Here is a 17,642-nt window from a genome sequence, read left to right as displayed (position 1 = left end):
AAGTGCGGAGATCGGGCACTTGCGGCCTACGTTCCGCCCGTCCTGGGCCGGTTTTCCGGGACTGGGCCGACTTGGGTGCGGATCGGTCGGGCCAAACATCGGATTTTTCCTGCCGATTATGTTGACGCTGGAAGGAAACCCTGGCTACATTCGCCGCACTTCCTCGCCCCCTCGGTGGTGCTCCGGGACGACCGCCACCGAGGGAACGACCCGAGGACGAGTGAACCCCTGTCCGCATCCCCGGCAGTTCTGATCTCCGCCGCATGCCTCCGCGCCGAGATGGAGTAGACCCATGCCTCGTCCAGCTGGACCCGAAGGACCCGCCGCCCCGCCGCGGCGCAGAAAGCCGTTCTCCCGCCTGCGGGGCGGCCTCGCGCTGCCCCTGCTGGCGGTCGCCGCGCTCGCCGCGGCCCTCCTGGTGCCGACCGCGGCATCGGCCACCGCGTCCGCCGGCGATTCCGGCCGGGCCCCGGCCGCCACCCAGCACGGCAGCGCGCCGGTACTGGCCGACAAGCCGTACATGGGCTGGAGCAGCTGGAGCCTGGAGTCCACCAACTTCCCCGGCTACGGCAACGAGAAGTACCTCACCCAGGCGCACATCCTCCAGCAGGCGGACGTGCTCTCCAAGAAGCTCAAGGGCCACGGCTACGACTACGTCAATGTGGACGCCGGCTGGGTCGGCGGCTTCGACAGCTACGGCCGCCCGGTCCCCAACAAGGCGACCTTCCCCGACGGCTTCACCTACCTCGGTGACCAACTGCACCGCAAGGGACTGAAGTTCGGCGCCTACCTGGCGGTCGGCCTCTACTTCGACGCCTACAACGACGGCAAGACGCCGATCTACGGCGCGCCCGGCTGCACCACCAAGGACATCGTCTACCCCGACCTGCGCAAGACCAGCGGCTGGGACAACGTGTCCTACCAGATGAACTGGTCCAGCCCCTGCTCGCAGAAGTACATCGACTCCGTCGCCGACGAACTGGCCGGCTGGGGCGTGGACTTCCTCAAGGTGGACGGTGTCGGGCCCGGCTCCAACCAGGGTGACGCGGCGCACGACAACGTGCCCGACGTCCAGGCCTGGCACCAGGCGCTGCAGAACACCGGCCGCCCGATCCAGCTCACCCTCTCCTGGTCGCTGAGCCACACCAAGGCCGACGTGTGGAAGGCCAACTCCAACGGGTGGCGCGTCGACACCGACGTCGAGTGCTACTGCGACACCCTGGTGACCTGGAACAACTCGGTCAAGGGCCGCTGGAACGACGTCGTGCCGTGGATCGACGACGCCGGGCCCAGGCACTGGAACAACCTCGACTCCCTCGACGTCGGCGTCGGCCCGATGGACGGCCTCACCGATGTCGAGCGGCAGAGCTACATGACGCTGTGGGCGATCGAAGCCGCCCCGCTGTACATCGGTGACGACCTCACCAAGCTCGACGACTACGGTCTCTCGCTGCTCACCAACGACGAGGTCATCGCGGTCGACCAGGCGGGCAACCCGGCCAAGCCGGTCAGCCAGGCCACCGACCAGCAGGTCTGGTACGCCCGGAACGCCGACGGCAGCTACACCGTCGCCCTGTTCAACCTCGGCAAGGGCTACCAGAACGTCACCGCCGACCTGTCGGACCTCGGCATCAGCGGGCAGGCGAACCTGCGCGACCTGTGGAGCCACAAGAACCTCGGTGGCGTCAGCGGCCACTACACCACCGAACTCCCGCCGCACGGCTCGCGGCTGTTCACCATCACCCCGAAGAAGCCGTCCACCCCGGGCGTCCCGCTCGCCGTGCACGGCACCGCCGCCACCGCCGCCTCGGTCTCGCTGGCCTGGGACGCGGTGGAGAACGGCAAGCCCGCGGGCTACGACATCTACGTCAACGGCAAGAAAGTCAGCTCGACCACCGGCACCGCGGCCACCGTCACCGGTCTGACCTCCGCCACCGGCTACTCCTTCACCGTCGTCGCCAAGGACGCCAAGGGCCACCGCTCCGCGCCCAGCAAGGCGGTCCCGGTCACCACCCCGGCCGCGGGCGGACCCGTCTCCTACGAGGCGGAGGCGGCGGCCAACACGCTCACCGGCAACGCGAGCGTCGGAGACTGCTCCGGCTGCTCGGGCGGCAAGAAGGTCGGCAACCTCGGCGGCGCCGGCAACGCACTGGCGATCAACAACGTCACCGCGCCGAAGGACGGCACCTACCTGCTCAAGCTCGACTACGTGGACGGCTCCACCGGCCGGACCGTCGTCGTCACCTCGGGCGGCACGTCCTTCCAGCTCCCGCTCCCCGGCACCAACGACAACAACTGGGGGACCGCCCAGTCGGTGACCGTTCCCGTCCAGCTGAAGGCAGGCAGCAACACCGTCAGCCTCGGCAACCCGGACGACTACGTGTCCGACATCGACCGGATCACCGTCTGATCCTGCGCCCCTGAAGGCCCAGCCCCGTAAGGCCCGACCCCGCTAGGAGAGTGCCGTGGTGGTCACTTCGCACGACAACCAGACGACGCCGGTGAAACCGCCGTCGGACGCAGTGGCCACCACGGCCGCCCGGACCAGCAGGTTCCGCAAGCCCGCCGGCCCCGGCCGGACCGGCAGGGGCGGCCGGAAAGCACAGCGCAGCACCGTCACCCGGTCCCGTGCGGCCAGCCGCAAGGACCTGCCGGTGGCCCTGCTGCTGATCCTCCCCGCGGTCGCCGGCTTCGCGGTCTTCTTCGCCTATCCGACCTTCCGCGGCATCTACCTCAGCTTCACCGACTTCCATGTGCTGACCCCGCCGAGCTGGGTGGGCCTGTCCAACTTCCACGAGCTGGTCCACGACAGCGTCTTCTGGCACTCGCTGCTGGTCACCGTCTACTTCGTGGTGCTCGCCGTCGTCTTCGGCACGCTGATCTCGCTGGTGACCGCGGTGGTGCTGCACCGGGTCACCCGCTCCGGCCTGCTGCGCGGGGTGATCCTGCTGCCGTTCCTGATCTCCAACGTGGTCGCGGCCCTGGTCTGGCAGTGGATGCTCGACCCCCAACTGGGCGTGGTCAACATCGTGCTGAAGAACGTCACCGGCCACTCGGTCATGTTCCTGGGCACCGGCAACTGGGCCATCCCCTCGCTCGCCGCGATCAGCGTCTGGAAGTGGATGGGCTACTACGCCCTGCTGATCTTCGCCGGGCTGCAGACCATACCGCCGACGATCTACGAAGCCGGCCGGGTCGACGGCGCGGGCGAGGCCCAGATGTTCCGCCGCCTCACCGTGCCGCTGCTCCGCCCGATCCTGGTGATGGTCGTGGTGCTGACCGTCATCAACAGCTTCCAGGTCTTCGACATCGTGGCGGTCACCACCAAGGGCGGGCCGGCCAACGCCTCCAACGTGCTGCAGATGTACATCTACGACAAGGCCTTCCGGCAGTTCGACTTCGGCTACGCCGCCACCATGTCGCTCGCCCTGTTCGCGCTGCTCATCGCGGTCACCTTCACCCAGCTGCGGCTCGCCCGCTCCGACGAATCCGACCTGAACTGAAGGAATCTCAATGATCGTGTCAAGCCGCCTGCGTGACTGGCGGGGCGGAGGTGAACAGCCTCTTGTCACGCAGCATCGCCCAGAGCACGTCGACCCGGCGTCGGGCGAGCGAGAGCAGGGCCTGGGTGTGCAGCAGCCCCTCGGCCCGCTTCTTGAGGTAGTAGTCGCGGGAGGGGCCGGGCCGCATCATGGCGGTCTGGGCGGCCATGTAGAAGATGTGCCGCCGCAGACGGCGGTTGTAGCGCTTGGGCCGGTGGTAGTTGCCGGTTCGGCGGCCGGAGTCCCGGGCCACCGGGGCCAGACCGGCATGCGAGGCAAGGCGGCCGGCGTCGCGGTAGCCGGCCAGGTCGCCGACGATGGCGACGAACTCGGCGCCCAGGATGGGCCCCATGCCGGGCATCGACTCGATGATCTCCGCGCGGTCGTCGGATCGGAACGTCTCGCGGATCTCCCGGTCGTTGTCCTTGATCCGCTCGTCCAGGGCCAGCAGCTGGTGGGCGAGGTCGCAGACCAGCTTGGCGGCCCGCTTCTCGCCGGGCAGTGCGATCTGCTGGGCCTGGGCCGCCTCCACGGCCTTGGCCGCGACGTCGGCGGCACTGCGGACCTTGCGGCGTTCAAGCCAGGCCGTCAGGCGCTTGACGCCGATCCGGCGCAGAGCGGCCGGTGTCTGGTACTCGGTGAGCATGACGACCGGGCCCTTGGCCGCGGAATAGTCGAACGCCCGCTCCAGGGCCGGACAGATGCCGACCAGCAGGTCACGGAGCCGGTTGATCAGCCTCACCCGGTCGGCGATCAGGTCGGCCCGGTAGTTCGTCAGCACCCTCAGGTTGGAGACCAGCTCCGGGGGCGTGTCCAGCGGAGCGAAGTCCCGGCGCATGCGCGCCTGGTCGGCGATGACACGGGCATCCTTGGCGTCGGTCTTGCCCTCGCCCCGGTAAGCGCCGGTCATCCGGTTGACCGTTCGACCGGGGACGTAGACGACCTGTTGGCCGTGCGCGATCAGCAGGGCCAGCAGCAAGGTCGAGGCCCGGCCGGAGATGTCCACTGCCCACCGCACCTCGTCGGCCCGTTCGCGGGCCGTGTCGATGAGGGTGAGGATCTGGGCCTCGTCGTTGATCACCTTCGTCGAGAACAGCGTCTCGCCGTCGGCGTCCACCGCGACTGCCCAGTGGTGCCCCTTGCCGGCATCGATGCCGACCCATATCCGCGTGTCAGACGTGCTCAAGCCCGCCGCTCCGTATCCCTCGTGACCAGCACTCCATGGTCCGAAGAACACCCCGCCGACAGGTCCCTAACCAGCGATGACCGCAGTTCTCAATCAGTGGTCGGAGCGCCCCGGAGGACCGGGCGGCCATTCCTTCCGAGTCATCAACGACAGACCCCCATCAGCCACACCCGGTCCTCCCGGACCGCCTCACATTCTTAGGGAAGCCCCCATGGCGGTCACCCTTGCGCCCACCGCGATCGTGCGGAGCCCCCGCCGCCGGACATTCGCTCCTGGCCGGATCGTGGCGTGGACCTACCTCGGCATCATCGTGCTGATCACGCTCTTCCCCTTCTACTGGATCCTGCGCACCGCGCTCTCCAACAACTACAGCCTCGCCACCCACCCGTCCTCTCCGCTGCCGGTCGGCTTCACCTTCGGTGCCTTCGAACGCGCGCTGGGCATCGCCGACACCGCCCAGGCGCAGGCGCAGGGCGGATCGGGCGCCTCCCTCGACATCGCGCTCTACCTGCGCAACTCGCTGGTCTACGCGTCCGTGCAGACCGTGCTGATCGTGCTCTTCTCGGCGGCGGCGGCCTACGCCTTCTCCCGGCTGCACTGGCGCGGCCGGAACCTGGTCTTCAACATCCTGATCGCCGCGCTGATGGTGCCCAGCGTCTTCACGCTGCTGCCGAACTTCGTCTTCGTCAAAGACCTCGGCCTGACCAACACCTTCGCCGGACTCATCCTGCCCGGGGCGCTCTTCCAGGCGTTCACGCTCTTCTTCCTGCGGCAGTTCATGCTCGGGCTGAGCAGTGAGATCGAGGAGGCCGCGATCATCGACGGCGCCGGGCCGCTGCGGATCTTCTTCCGGATCATCCTGCCGATGTCCTCCGCACCCATCGCCACCATCTCGCTGCTGATGTTCGTCAACGCCTGGAACGACTACCTGTGGCCGCTGCTGGTCACCAACGACGACAGCGTCCAGCCGCTGACCCTGGCGCTCGGGGTCTTCAAGCAGTCCTCGCCGCAGGCCGCCCCCGACTGGGCGGGCCTGATGGCCGCCGCCCTGATCGCGGCGCTGCCGATGCTGCTGCTCTTCGTCGCCTTCGGCAGGCGCATCGTCAACTCCATCGGCTTCTCCGGCATCAAGTAGCGCCGGCCGGCCACGCCATCCGCGGCACCGGATCCTTCGCGGTCCCCGCTTTCGAGCACAACGGGATGAATCACGTGCACACCACCCCCCTGGACACCGCGGGCGACCTGCTGCTGGCCTGGCCGCGGCCGGCCGCCGACTGGAACGAGGCGGCCCCGGTCGGCAACGGCCGGCTCGGCGCGATGGTCTTCGGCGGCGCCGGACGCGCCCGGATCCAGATCAACGACTCCACCGTCTGGTCGGGCACCCCCGGCGGCCCGGCCACGGCGCTCGCCGCCGTAAGGGCGGCCGGCGCGGGCCCGGAGCGGCTGGCCGAGGTCCGTACCGCCATCCGGGCCGAGGACCACCGCCGGGCGGAGAGCCTGCTGATGTCCTTCGAAGGCCCCTACAGCCAGGAGTACCTGCCCTACGCCGACCTCTGGCTCACCGTGTCCGGCGCCGGCCACGGCCGCAACGCCCCGCGGACAGTCCACCACGGCCGTACCCTCAACCTGGACAGCGGTGTGGCCGAGGAGATCTTCGAGACGGCCGGCGTGACCGTCCGCCGGGCCGTCTGGGCTGCTGCCACCGCCACCGCCACCGCCACCGCCACCGCGACCGCCACCGCCGACGGCCCGGCGGACGGTGGCGCGGGCGGCACCCTCGTGGTGGCCCTCACCACCGAGGGCGGAACCGCCGACCTCGGCCTGGACCTGAGCACCCCGCTGCGGGAGGTGCACCGGGCGTGCGACCCCGGCGGCATCACCCTCGGCGTCGAGATCCCGGTGGACGGCGCCCCCTCCCACGAGACCGGCGTCGCAGAACCGCTGCGGTACGCCGGCGGCCCGGTCGACGGGTACGACCCGTTCGGGGCGCTCGCCCTGCGACTGGCCACCGACGGCCGGGTCACGGTCAGCCCCGACGACGGATCGCTGCGGATCACCGCTGCCACGCACCTCCTGGTCACCCTCGCCAGCTCCACCACGGCCGCCGCCCACTGGTCCGGCAACGAAGCCCCCGCCGACCGGGCCGCGCACCTCGCCGCCGCGGCCCGTATCGCCGCCCGGGAGGCCGCCCGCGGCGCCGCGGACCTGCGCGAGAGCCACGAGGCGGACCTGCGGTCCCTGCTCGGCGGCAGTGCGCTGCGGATCGGACCGCGCCGCGCCGGCACGTACGACGTTGCCCGCGACATCCTCGGCGGCGGCGACGAACTCCTCACCGCCACCGTCCTGTTCCAGCTCGGCCGCTACCTGCTCGCCACCGCGTCACGCCCGCACGCCGGGCCGCCCGCCAACCTCCAGGGCATCTGGAACGCCGAACTGCGCCCCGCCTGGTCGTCGAACTACACCGTCAACATCAACACCCAGATGAACTACTGGGGCGCCGAGGCCGCCGGGCTCACCACCTGCCACGAACCGCTCTTCGACCTGCTGGACCGGATCGCCGCCAACGGCGCCGGTGTGGCCCACGAACTCTACGGAGCACGCGGCTGGGTCGCGCACCACAACTCCGACATGTGGGGCTGGGCGCTGCCGGTCGGCATGGGCCACGGCAACCCGTCCTGGGCGATCTGGCAGATGGGCGGCGCCTGGCTCGTCCAGCACCTCTGGGACCACTACGAGTTCACCCAGGACACCGCCTTCCTGCGGGACCGGGCCTGGCCGCTGCTGCGCGGCTGCGCCGCCTTCCTGCTCGACTGGCTGGTGGACGACGGCGCCGGCGGCCTGGAGACGATCCCCTCCACCTCCCCGGAGAATCTCTTCCTCTCGGCTGCCGGCGTCCCGGAATCCCTCACCCGCTCCAGCGCCATGGACATCGCGCTCACCCGCGCGGTCCTGGAGCGCACCCTGCGTGCCGCCGAACTCCTGGGCACCCAGGACCCGTTGACCGCCGAGATCCGGGCCGCGCTGCCGCGGCTGCCGCAGCCCGCGATCTCCGCCGAGGGCCGGCTGCAGGAGTGGTCGCAGGACCTGCCCGAGGCGGACCCTCAGCACCGCCACCTCTCGCAGATGATCGCCGTCCACCCGCTCGGGCAGATCGACCCCGACACCGCCCCCGAACTCGCCACGGCCGCAGGGCTGTTGATGGACCGCCGCGGGCCGGGCGCGATGGGCTGGTCCTGGGCCTGGAAGATCGCCCTGCGGGCCCGGCTGCGGGACGCCGGCACCGCCCGCGCGCTGCTGCTGGAAGCGGCCCGCCCCCTTGACGGCGACCCGGGCGACGACGCGCCGGTGGACGGATCGCGGTGGGGCGGTCTGCTGCCCAACCTCTTCTCCACCCACCCGCCGTTCCAGATCGACGGCAACTACGGCTTCATGGCCGCGCTCACCGAAATGGTGCTGCAGAGCCACACCGGCACCGTCCACCTGCTGCCGGCGCTGCCCGCCGAGTGGCCCGACGGCGAGGCCACCGACCTGCGCTGCCGCGGTGGCCTCGCGGCCGACTTCACCTGGCGGGACGGCGAGCTGACCGGGGTCACCCTGCGCCGCCGTGCCGGCGACGGCGACCGGCCGGTACGAGTACGGCACCGCGACCGGACCGCCGAGGTCCGCGTGCCCGCCGGCGGCCGCCTCACCCTCGACGGGCGACTGCGGCCGGCCGGCCGGGCCACGGCATGCTGACCGGGCCGGATCTGCCGGAGCCCCCGAAGCGCCAAGAGCCCCCGGAGCCGCCCCAGCCGCCCGAGCCGCCCCAGCCGCCCGAGCCGCCCGAGCCGCCGGATCTGCCCGACCTGTGGGCGTACCGCAGCAGTTACCGGGAGCCGGCCGACTTCGACGCCTTCTGGCAGGACACCCTCGCCGAGGCCCGACGGACCGGCCCCCGGCTGGAGCTGACCCCGGTCGACACCGGCCTGGAGACGGTGGACGTCTTCGACGCGTCCTTCCCCGGCTGGGGCGGCCATCCGGTACGCGGCTGGCTGCGACTGCCCCGCGCCCGGAGCGGACCGCTGCCCGCGGTGGTCCAGTTCCACGGCTACGGCAGTGGCCGCGGCGCCCCCGTCGACGACCTGCTCTGGTCGTCGGCCGGCTACGCCCACCTGCTGATGGACACCCGCGGCCAGGGCGGCGCCTGGGCCGGCGGCGGCGCCACCCCCGACCCGGTCGGCAGCGGCCCCGCCCACCCCGGCTTCCTCACCCGCGGGATCGAGGACAAGGACACCTACGTCTACCGGCGGGTCTTCACCGACGCCGTCCGCGCGGTCGACGCCCTACGCGGCAGCGGCCTCGCCGATCCCGCCAAGGTCGCCGCCATCGGCAACAGCCAGGGCGGCGGTATCGCGCTGGCCGTCGCCGGACTCGTACCCGACCTGACCGCGGCGCACATCCAGTCGCCGTTCCTGTGCGACATCCGGCAGGCCACCCGGCTGACCGGCGCCGGGCCGTACGCCGAACTCATCGGCTACCTCGCCGCCCGCCGCGACCGGGTGACGCGGACCTTCGGCACCCTCGGCTACTTCGACGGCCTCGCCTTCGCCCGCCGCGCCACCGCGCCCGCGTGGTTCTCCGCCGGGCTGCGCGACGACGTCTGCCCGCCGGCCACCACCGTCGCTGCCCACCACGCCTACGCCGGTCCCCGGCAGTTGCGGCTGTGGGAGTTCAACGGCCACGACGCCGGCGGCTCGGAAGACCTCGCCATCGCCCTGCGCGCCTTCGGGCCGCTCCTCAAAACGTCGTCCCGCCCCCAGAGCGACGCCCCAGGCACGCTCGGAACCGAAAGAAGGAACCCATGAGAATCCGAAAGGCCGCCGCGCTGGGCGCCACCCTCGCCCTGGCCACCGTCGTCTCCGCCTGCTCCTCCGGCTCGGGCGGCGGCTCCGGCTCCAAGACGGTCAACTGGTGGACGTGGGACGACAAGCAGGCCGCCGCCTACCAGGTCTGCGCGACGGACTTCGAGAAGGCCAACCCCGGCACCACCGTGAAGATCTCCCAGTACAACGTGGACGACTACTTCACCAAGCTCACCGCCGGCTTCGTGGCCGGGAACGCCCCTGACGCCTTCCAGAACAGCGTCCAGTACTTCCAGGCGTACGCATCGCAGCACCAGTTGATGCCGCTGGACGACTTCATCGCCAAGGACGCGTTCGACCTGTCCCGCTTCTCCGTGGGCGTCGACGCCTGGAAGTTCACCGACGGCAAGCAGTACGCGCTCCCGCTGGACTGGGCCGCGGCCGGCACCTACTACAACACGGACATGATCACCAAGGCCGGCTACACCGCGCAGGACGTCGCCGGTCTCACCTGGAACCCCGACGACGGCGGTACCTTCGGCAAGATGGTCGCCCACCTCACCCTCGACGACAAGGGCCGCCGCGGCGACCAGCCCGGCTTCGACAAGAACCACGTCAAGACCTACGGCTTCGGTGAGATCGCCGCCAAGGACTTCATCGGCCAGACCACCTGGAGCCCGTTCGTCTCCACCACCGGCTGGCGGCTGGGCGACAAGCCCAACTGGCCGACTGTCTTCAACTACAACGACCCGCGGTTCGTGAAGACCATGGACTGGGTGCGGTCGCTGGAGGACAAGGGATACGCCCCGAAGATCGGCGAGTTCACCACCAGCGTCAGCGACGTCGACCTGCTCTCCTCGGGGAAGGTGGCCCTGGAGACCGGCGGGTCGTGGGAGGCGTCGACCTTCGCCAAGATCCCGAACCTGAAGGTCGGTATCGCGCCCACGGTGCTCGGCCCCGACGGCAGGACCCGCGCCGTGATGAGCAACTCCAACGGCAACAACATCTGGGCCGGCACCAAGAACCCCGGCCTGGCCTGGAAGTGGGTCTCCTACATGGGTTCGGAGTCCTGCCAGACCAAGGCGTCGCAGACCGGTACGTTCTTCCCCTCGATCCCCGCCGCCATGGACGCCTCGGCGAAGACGCTGGCCGCCCAGGGCGTCGACCTGTCGGTCTTCACCGACATGCTGAAGAACAAGGTGCTCTACCCGTCCCCGGTCTACGGCAACGGAGCCGCCGTCCAGGACGCCATGGACCCGCTCTTCGAGGCGTATTTCGCCGGACAGAAGAGCGACAGCGTCTTCGCCTCCATGCAGAGCCAGAGCAAGTCCCTGCTGGGCAAGAAGTGAGCGCGGCAGAATGATCACCGGCGGCCGTCCCCCGTACGGCCGGCGGCGGTCCACGGACCGCGAAGTTCCACCATGACCACAACCGGGTCCGGCCGGCCACCGGCAGGCCGGACCCGGTCGGCCGGACCCGTCCACTGCGGTGGACACTCGGAAAGGACTCTGTATGCCCGACACCACCGCGCGGATCGTCTCCCTGCGCGCGGCCGGCACCTGCTTCGTCGTGGAGCTCAGCGAGCCGGTGCCCAGAGTCCTGCACTGGGGCCCTGACCTCGGCGAACTCTCCGGCGAGGACGCCGCCGCGCTGGTCCTGACCGCGGAGGCCGCCGTGCTCAACAACGCCATGGACGCTCCCCGCCGCTTCACCGTCTGGCCCACCGAGGCCGAAGGCTGGTCCGGCACCCCGGCCCACGCCGGCCACCTGGCAGGTACCGCCGCCGCCCCCCGGCTCCACACGCTGGCGACCTCCAGCCGCCAGGAACCGGGCGGCGGCGGCGAACTGACCATCGAGCTGGCCGACGACACCTCCGGCCTGGACTTCACCCTCCGCTACACCCTCGACCCCTCGGGCGTGCTGGCGGTCGCCACCGGCGTCACCCGCCGCGGCGGCGCCGATCCGGCACCGTACGACCTCAGCCAGGTCACCACGCTGCTGCCGCTGCCCCGCCGGGCCACCGAACTCCTGGACTTCACCGGCAAATGGAGCCGCGAACGCTCGCCGCAGCGCCGCCCGCTGAACCACGGCACCCACGCCCGTGAGCTGCGGCGCGGCAAACCCGGTCTCGACTCGCCCTACCTGGTCACCGTCGGCACCCCCGGCTTCGGCTTCCGCGACGGCGAGGTGTGGGCCGTCCACCTCGCCTGGAGCGGTGACCAGCGCTATCTCGTCGAACGCCTGCCGGAGGGCGCCGGCACCCATGCCGCCGTCCTCGGCGGCGGCGAACTCCTGCGGGCCGGGGAGATCCGGCTCGGCCCCGGCGACAGCTACCAGGCCCCGGTCTGCCACTACGCCTGGTCCGACGAGGGCCTCGACGGCCTCGCCGACCGCTTCCACACCCTGCTCCGCAACCGCCCGACCCACCCGCGCACCCCCCGCCCGGTCATTCTGAACAGCTGGGAGGCGGTCTACTTCGACCACGACCTGGACCGGCTGCTGCGGCTCGCCGAACGGGCCGCCGAGGTCGGTGTCGAGCGCTTCGTCCTCGACGACGGCTGGTTCAGCGGCCGCCGCTCGGACCACGCGGGGCTCGGCGACTGGACGGTGGACCCGGTGGTCTGGCCCGGCGGGCTGACCCCGCTGGTCGACCATGTCCGGGCGCTCGGCATGGAGTTCGGCCTCTGGGTCGAGCCGGAGATGGTCAACCTCGACTCCGACCTGGCCCGCGAGCACCCCGACTGGGTCCTCGGCCCGGCGGCCGGCGTCGGCCCCGCGGCCCGCCACCAGCACGTGCTGGACCTGGCGAACCCCGACGTCTGGGAGTATCTGCTCGACGCGCTGGACGGACTGGTGGAGAAGTACGCCATCGGCTACCTCAAGTGGGACCACAACCGCGAGGTGCACGAGGCCGTGCACGGCCCGGCCGACCGGCCCACCGCCCACGGCCAGGTCACCGCCCTCTACCGGCTGCTGGACACCCTCAAGGAGCGCCACCCCGGGCTGGAGATCGAGAGCTGCGCCAGCGGCGGCGGCCGGATCGACCTCGGCATCCTGTCCAGGACCGACCGGGTCTGGGCCTCGGACTGCAACGATCCGGTGGAGCGCCAGGCGATCCAGCGCTGGACCGCCCAGCTCCTGCCGCCCGAACTGATCGGCAGCCACGTCGGCCCCGCCACCAGCCACACCACCGACCGGTTCAGCACGGACACCTTCCGGCTCGCCACCGCGCTCTTCGGCCACGCCGGCATCGAGTGGGACATCACCGGCTGCACCCCGCAGGAACTCGCCCGGCTCACCGCGTGGACCGCGCTCTACCGTGAGGTCCGCCCGCTGCTGCACTCCGGGCGGACGGTCCGCGCCGACCTGGAGGACGCCGTGCTGCTGCACGGGGTGGTCGCCCAGGACGGTGCCTCGGCGCTCTACGCCTGGGCCCGGGTGGCCACCTCGCCCGAGGGGCAGTGGGGACGGGTGGCGCTGCCCGGTCTTGACCCCGGCAGCCGCTACCGGATCCGGGTCCGTACCGACCTCGGTGAGCCGTCCTGGCACCAGACCGGCGGCCCGGCGTGGCTCACGGCGGCGCTCGACGGGTGGGTGACGCTGCCGGGCACGGTGCTGGCGGTGGCCGGAGTGCCGATGCCGACGCTCAACCCGGACCAGGCGATGCTGCTGGAGGTCCGCCGGACCGGCTGACAGCGGTTCGGGCGGTTCCCCTGCTCCGGCACCCGGAGCCGCCCGAGCCACGGCAGCGGCCGGCGCGGTGTCATCGTCCGCCGGCCAGCCGGGCCCAGACCGTCTTGCCGGCCGGCTCCGGCGGCGAGTGGCCCCAGGTGTCGCTGAGTTCGGCCACGATGTGCAGTCCCCGGCCGGATTCGGCGAACGGGTCCGCCTCGGTCAGCGCGGGCGGCTCGGGGCTGGGGTCGGCCACCGCGCACACCACCGCGTCCCGCATCCGCAACAGGGCGATCCAGGCGGTGGGTTCGTCCGGCGGCGGCGCCGCCGGGGGCACCGGCAGGAGGGCGTGGGTGACCGCGTTGGCCACCAACTCGGCGGCGACGGTGGTCGCGTCGTCCACCAGCTCCGCCAACTGCCAGTCGGTGAGGGTGCTGCGCAGGAAGCTCCGGGTGCGGGTGACGCTGACCGGGGTGGCGTCGAAGCGCAGGGCGGCGAACCCCTCACCGTCGAAGTCCGACCGGCCGCCGCCGCCCCACGCGCGCCAGTCGGCGCGCAGGAAGGAGTCCAACTGCCGCTCGCCGGGCGGCGGTTGATGGTGCCTGGCGGGAGCACTCCGGGCGGTGGACGACTGGGTGGTCATGCGGGTCACCCCTCCGAGCGAGGTTGCCGGGCGCGCATCGAGTTCGTGCCGACACGGTCAGTATCGAGGTTTAGCACACCGGGATGCAATTGCATCGGAAATTGCATCCGCAAGTGCGCAACGGGCGCCCGGGTATCTATGGTGGTCCCTGATGCGGAAGTGCACACGGGGGACTACAGAACCAACGAAGGAGTGATGCTCGGTGCAGCAGTTCGACAACGGCGTGCAGGCCAGCTCCATCACCGGAGTCCAGTGGATCAAGAGCGGGCGCAGCAACCAGAGCGGCAATTGCGTCGAGGTGGCCATGCTGCCCGACGGCAGTGTCGCGATGCGCAACTCGCGCCACCCCGACGGCCCGGCCCTGGTCTACACCCAGGCCGAGCTCACCGCCTTCGTCGAGGGCGCCAAGGACGGCGACTTCGACGCTTTCACCGGCTGACACCCCGCCCTCACCGGCGGAAAGAGGCAATCGCGCCTGAAGTAGGCCGATAAGCAACCCCGTTAGGCAGTGGCAGCGGGCTCTCCAATGCAATACTGGCCTGTCCGGATATCGCTTGGGAGCCCGTATGCCTGCCTCGCCGCAGCTCGTCTCGCCCATACAACTGCTTGAACGGCGGCCCGACATGGGCGCCAAGGCCATGGCGCGAGTGCTCGGTACGTATCTGCGGTCGCTGCGGGAGAGCCGCGGGCTGACCCCGGCGGCGGCCGGCCACCACATCCGCGCCCACGCCAGCAAGATCAGCCGGATGGAGACCGCCCACGTCACCTTGAAGTCGCGTGACGTCGACGACCTGCTGGCACTCTACGGCGTGGACGACAAGGAGCGCGCCGATATCGGGCGTCTCGTCCAGCGCTCCGCCCAGCCCGACTGGTGGCAGCCGTACGGTGAAGTCGTCCCGGACTGGCTGCAGCAGCTCATCGGCCTGGAGCGGGACGCCCATGTGATCCGCACCTACGAGACCCAGTTCGTCCCCGGTCTGCTGCAGACGCCCGCCTACGCGCACGCCGTCGTGCTCAGCGGCCACCGTCTCGCGCCGGCGGAGGAAGTGGACCGCCGGGTCGCGCTGCGGCTGGAGCGGCAGCGCCGGATGTGGGAGCCGGGCGCGCCCGTGCTCTGGGCGCTGATCGACGAAGGCGTACTGCACCGGCCGGTCGGTGGACCGCGGGTGATGCGGGACCAGTTGACGTATCTGCTCGATGTGCTGCGGCAGCCGGGCGTCCGCCTGCAGATCGCTTCCTACGAGGCCAGCGCCGCGGCCACACCGGGCGCCGCCGTCACCTATCTGCGGTTCGCCCAGGGGTTCCTGCCCGACGTGGTCTACCTGGAGCACATGACCAGCGCGGTCTATCTGGACCGGCTGGAGGACCTGGACCGCTACCGCGCGGCGCTCGACGAGCTGAGCGCGCTGGCCGCGACTCCGGCCGCCAGCCGGGTGATGCTGGAGAAGGCCCTGCAGCGCTACCAGTAATCGGCAGGCGGCAGGGCCCCGGGCCGGAAAGGGCCCTCGTCGAGCGGCTGGTGACGGGCCGTCAGGTCAGGCGGGCGACACCGCCGAACTCGATCCACTCCTCGCTCGGCTGCTTCGGGGCGAGGTCGTTGTCGGCGCGCCAGGTGGAGACCTCCACCAGGCCGGGCTCCAGGATCTCCAGGCCGGCCAGGTAGCTCTCGACGTCCTCCGGGGTGCGGACCCGGCCCCACTGGTCGCCGGTGGACTCGGCCATGAACTCGGTCACGAAGCGGCGCGTCTCCGGGTCGTCGCTGACCAGCTGGCACACCACCAGGAAGCTGCCGGGGGGCAGCTTCTCCCGCACCTTGCGGACGACACCCGCCGGGTCGTCGGAGTCCTTGATGCAGTGCAGCACCGAGACGAAGAGCGCGGCGATCGGTTCGTCCAGCTTTATCAGCCGCTTGAGCTCCGGGCTCTCCCAGATGCTCTCGATGTCGCGGAAGTCGGCCTGCAGCACGGCGGTGTTCTCGTTCTGCTCCAGCAGCGCGCGCCCGTGGGCCAGGACGATCGGGTCCACGTCGCTGTAGACGACGCGGGCGTCGGGGTGGATCGCCTGGGCGATCTCGTGGACGTTGTCCACCGAGGGCAGGCCGGAGCCGTGGTCCACGAACTGCTTGATGCCGTAGTCCCGGGCGAGCACCCGCACGACACGGCGCAGGAAGTCACGGTTGTTGAGCGCCAGCACCTTCATGCTCGGCACCTGCTGGAGCAGTTGCTCGGTGGCCTCACGGTCGGCCGGGTAGTTGTCCTTTCCGTCCAGGAGGTAGTCGTACATGCGGGCCACGCTCGGCACCGTCACGTCGATCTTGTCGGGCAGCGGCGCGTCCCCGTGTTCCATAGGGCCCCTCATGACGTCTCGACTCTGAGTAATCCCGCACGTGCAGAAGCTGCCCCACATCCTAGGCAGCGGCGATCCTCCGGTCGAGTGCGGTCCCCCATCTTCGGTGTCCGCAGCGGATGTTGACGATCCGTCAGCCGCCGAGGACGGATACGGCCCAGGTGTCCGCATCCGGGAGCGCGCTTCACGGCCCCTCGGTCCACGCCATTTCCTTCAGTGCCATCCGGGCGGCCGGTGCGACGTCGGGCACGGTCGCCCAGAACGGATGCGCGGTGATCCGCACGGAGAGCCTGACCAGCCGCCGCCGCAGGACGGTGGTCTGCGTGCCGCCGGCTCCGTTTCCGGCCAGTTCGCGGTAGGTGGCGTACCAGTCGCGCTGCGCCTGGAGGAGGTCGTCGGGGAAGGCGAGGAGGGGCATGGGAGCGATTCTGGCACACATTCGAACGTGTGTGCGATAGCGGGGCCGGTGTTGTCTCACCTGGTCCTGCGGACGCCGCGGCCGGCACGTGGTTCCCGGCCGCCCGTGCCCGTCCGGCCGGTCCGGTCGGCCGTGCCGGCTCCACCGGCCGTGTCGGTCCGGCCGGTGGAGACGTCCCCCTGGCCGCCCTCCGGCGGCCCGGCGGGGTCGAGGAGCGGACCCAGGGGCGGCTCGGTGGCCAGCACCGCGCCCGCGGTGATGGTGAAGGTGATCACCGCGCAGATCGCGATCAGCCACGAGAGCAGGGTGAAGACCGAGCCGAGCGATCCGTACGCGGCCAGGCTCCGGTTGAGGGCCATCGGCATGTAGATCCGGGCGGTGACGGAGAGCGCGGTCATCGCCAGCGCGGTGAGCACCGCGCCGGGCAGCAGGGGCGGCCACGGCATGCGCTTGCTGAGCAGCAGATGCTGCGTCCACCACCACACGCCGGTGTCCACCAGCAGGATCAGCGGCACCCCGAGCCAGAGCCCGGCTCCGAGGCCGTGCCGCAGCGGGCCCTGCAGCACCAGCACCCCGAGCCAGGCCACGATCCACACGAACCAGCGCCACACCGCCACCCGGGTCGCCGCCCGCGGCAGCCGCCAGGCGCGTTCGCACACCCGGGCCATCGCCCGGCTGCTGGCGGTGGCCGACAGCAGCGCCACCAGTGAGCCCACCACGCCGGTGGTCTGCCGGATCGCCTCGGTCTCGTCGTCGCCCCGCGCGTAGACCTGCCGCAGTTGCTCCTGCGAGGCCCCGGAGAGCCCGAACAGGTCCCGCGCGGAGGTCACCAGCTGGTCCCGTACGCCCTTGGGGGCGAGTGCTGCGACCACGAACATCAGCGGGACCGCGGTGAGGAAGAGCTGCGCGGCCAGCCGGGTGGCGGCGTCCAGCAGGTTCACCGAGAGCAGCCGCGCGGTGAGTTCGGTGATCACCGGGAACCGCCGCTCCGCGG

Annotated in this window: 14 protein-coding genes; 9 read left to right on the top strand and 5 right to left on the bottom strand. The window is 71.1% G+C overall.

The window, feature by feature from the left end; all coding sequences use genetic code 11:
• Positions 1 to 292: 292 nt before the first annotated feature.
• Positions 293 to 2,410: a fibronectin type III domain-containing protein gene (locus OG552_RS02505; protein WP_329129181.1), complete on the top strand. Its 2,118-nt coding sequence runs from the start codon at positions 293 to 295 to the stop codon at positions 2,408 to 2,410.
• Between the two features lie 55 nt (positions 2,411 to 2,465).
• Positions 2,466 to 3,503: a carbohydrate ABC transporter permease gene (locus OG552_RS02500; RefSeq protein ID WP_329129179.1), complete on the top strand. Its 1,038-nt coding sequence runs from the start codon at positions 2,466 to 2,468 to the stop codon at positions 3,501 to 3,503.
• A 19-nt stretch (positions 3,504 to 3,522) separates the two neighbouring features.
• Here the strand turns inward: OG552_RS02500 and OG552_RS02495 are convergent, their stop codons facing one another.
• Positions 3,523 to 4,728: an IS110 family transposase gene (locus OG552_RS02495; RefSeq protein ID WP_329129178.1), complete on the bottom strand. Its 1,206-nt coding sequence runs from the start codon at positions 4,726 to 4,728 to the stop codon at positions 3,523 to 3,525.
• Positions 4,729 to 4,939: 211 nt separating this feature from the next.
• Here OG552_RS02495 and OG552_RS02490 point away from each other — a divergent pair, with 211 nt between their 5' ends.
• The 5 genes from OG552_RS02490 (at position 4,940) to OG552_RS02470 (ending at position 13,262) form a co-directional block, all read left to right on the top strand.
• On the top strand, positions 4,940 to 5,863 hold the full coding sequence (locus OG552_RS02490) for a carbohydrate ABC transporter permease (protein ID WP_329129176.1): 924 nt from the start codon (positions 4,940 to 4,942) through the stop codon (positions 5,861 to 5,863).
• Positions 5,864 to 5,937: 74 nt separating this feature from the next.
• Positions 5,938 to 8,463, top strand: coding sequence for a glycosyl hydrolase family 95 catalytic domain-containing protein (locus OG552_RS02485; protein WP_329129174.1), 2,526 nt, complete (start codon positions 5,938 to 5,940; stop codon positions 8,461 to 8,463).
• On the top strand, positions 8,457 to 9,572 hold the full coding sequence (locus OG552_RS02480; RefSeq protein ID WP_329129173.1) for an acetylxylan esterase: 1,116 nt from the start codon (positions 8,457 to 8,459) through the stop codon (positions 9,570 to 9,572). Before OG552_RS02485 ends, OG552_RS02480 begins: the two co-directional genes overlap by 7 nt.
• Positions 9,569 to 10,918 (top strand): ABC transporter substrate-binding protein, encoded by a 1,350-nt coding sequence (locus OG552_RS02475; protein WP_329129171.1) that lies wholly within the window; start codon positions 9,569 to 9,571, stop codon positions 10,916 to 10,918. Before OG552_RS02480 ends, OG552_RS02475 begins: the two co-directional genes overlap by 4 nt.
• Positions 10,919 to 11,081: 163 nt before the next feature.
• Positions 11,082 to 13,262, top strand: a complete 2,181-nt coding sequence (locus tag OG552_RS02470) for an alpha-galactosidase (protein WP_329129169.1) — start codon at positions 11,082 to 11,084, stop codon at positions 13,260 to 13,262.
• A 70-nt stretch (positions 13,263 to 13,332) separates the two neighbouring features.
• On the opposite strand, the gene OG552_RS02465 is transcribed toward OG552_RS02470, so the two are convergent.
• Positions 13,333 to 13,884 carry an ATP-binding protein gene (locus OG552_RS02465; RefSeq protein WP_329129168.1) on the bottom strand — a complete coding sequence of 184 codons (552 nt, stop codon included), beginning with the start codon at positions 13,882 to 13,884 and terminating at the stop codon, positions 13,333 to 13,335.
• A 202-nt stretch (positions 13,885 to 14,086) separates the two neighbouring features.
• On the opposite strand from OG552_RS02465, the gene OG552_RS02460 reads away from it, so the two are divergent.
• On the top strand, positions 14,087 to 14,323 hold the full coding sequence (locus OG552_RS02460) for a DUF397 domain-containing protein (RefSeq protein ID WP_329129166.1): 237 nt from the start codon (positions 14,087 to 14,089) through the stop codon (positions 14,321 to 14,323).
• 127 nt (positions 14,324 to 14,450) lie between these two features.
• Positions 14,451 to 15,353 carry a helix-turn-helix domain-containing protein gene (locus OG552_RS02455; RefSeq protein ID WP_329129165.1) on the top strand — a complete coding sequence of 301 codons (903 nt, stop codon included), beginning with the start codon at positions 14,451 to 14,453 and terminating at the stop codon, positions 15,351 to 15,353.
• Positions 15,354 to 15,414: 61 nt separating this feature from the next.
• Here the strand turns inward: OG552_RS02455 and OG552_RS02450 are convergent, their stop codons facing one another.
• From OG552_RS02450 to OG552_RS02440, 3 genes are all read right to left on the bottom strand, one after another.
• Positions 15,415 to 16,230: an SAM-dependent methyltransferase gene (locus OG552_RS02450; protein ID WP_329129164.1), complete on the bottom strand. Its 816-nt coding sequence runs from the start codon at positions 16,228 to 16,230 to the stop codon at positions 15,415 to 15,417.
• 184 nt (positions 16,231 to 16,414) lie between these two features.
• The gene (locus OG552_RS02445; protein WP_329129162.1) at positions 16,415 to 16,648 is read right to left on the bottom strand and encodes a hypothetical protein; all 234 of its coding nucleotides are present in this window, start codon (positions 16,646 to 16,648) and stop codon (positions 16,415 to 16,417) included.
• A gap of 56 nt (positions 16,649 to 16,704) precedes the next feature.
• Positions 16,705 to 17,622 (bottom strand): YhjD/YihY/BrkB family envelope integrity protein, encoded by a 918-nt coding sequence (locus OG552_RS02440; protein WP_329129160.1) that lies wholly within the window; start codon positions 17,620 to 17,622, stop codon positions 16,705 to 16,707.
• Positions 17,623 to 17,642: the final 20 nt, after the last annotated feature.

The organism is Streptomyces sp. NBC_01476 (genome assembly GCF_036227265.1).
Classification (GTDB): Bacteria; Actinomycetota; Actinomycetes; order Streptomycetales; family Streptomycetaceae; genus Actinacidiphila.
This window is presented reverse-complemented; position numbering and strand designations above follow the sequence as displayed.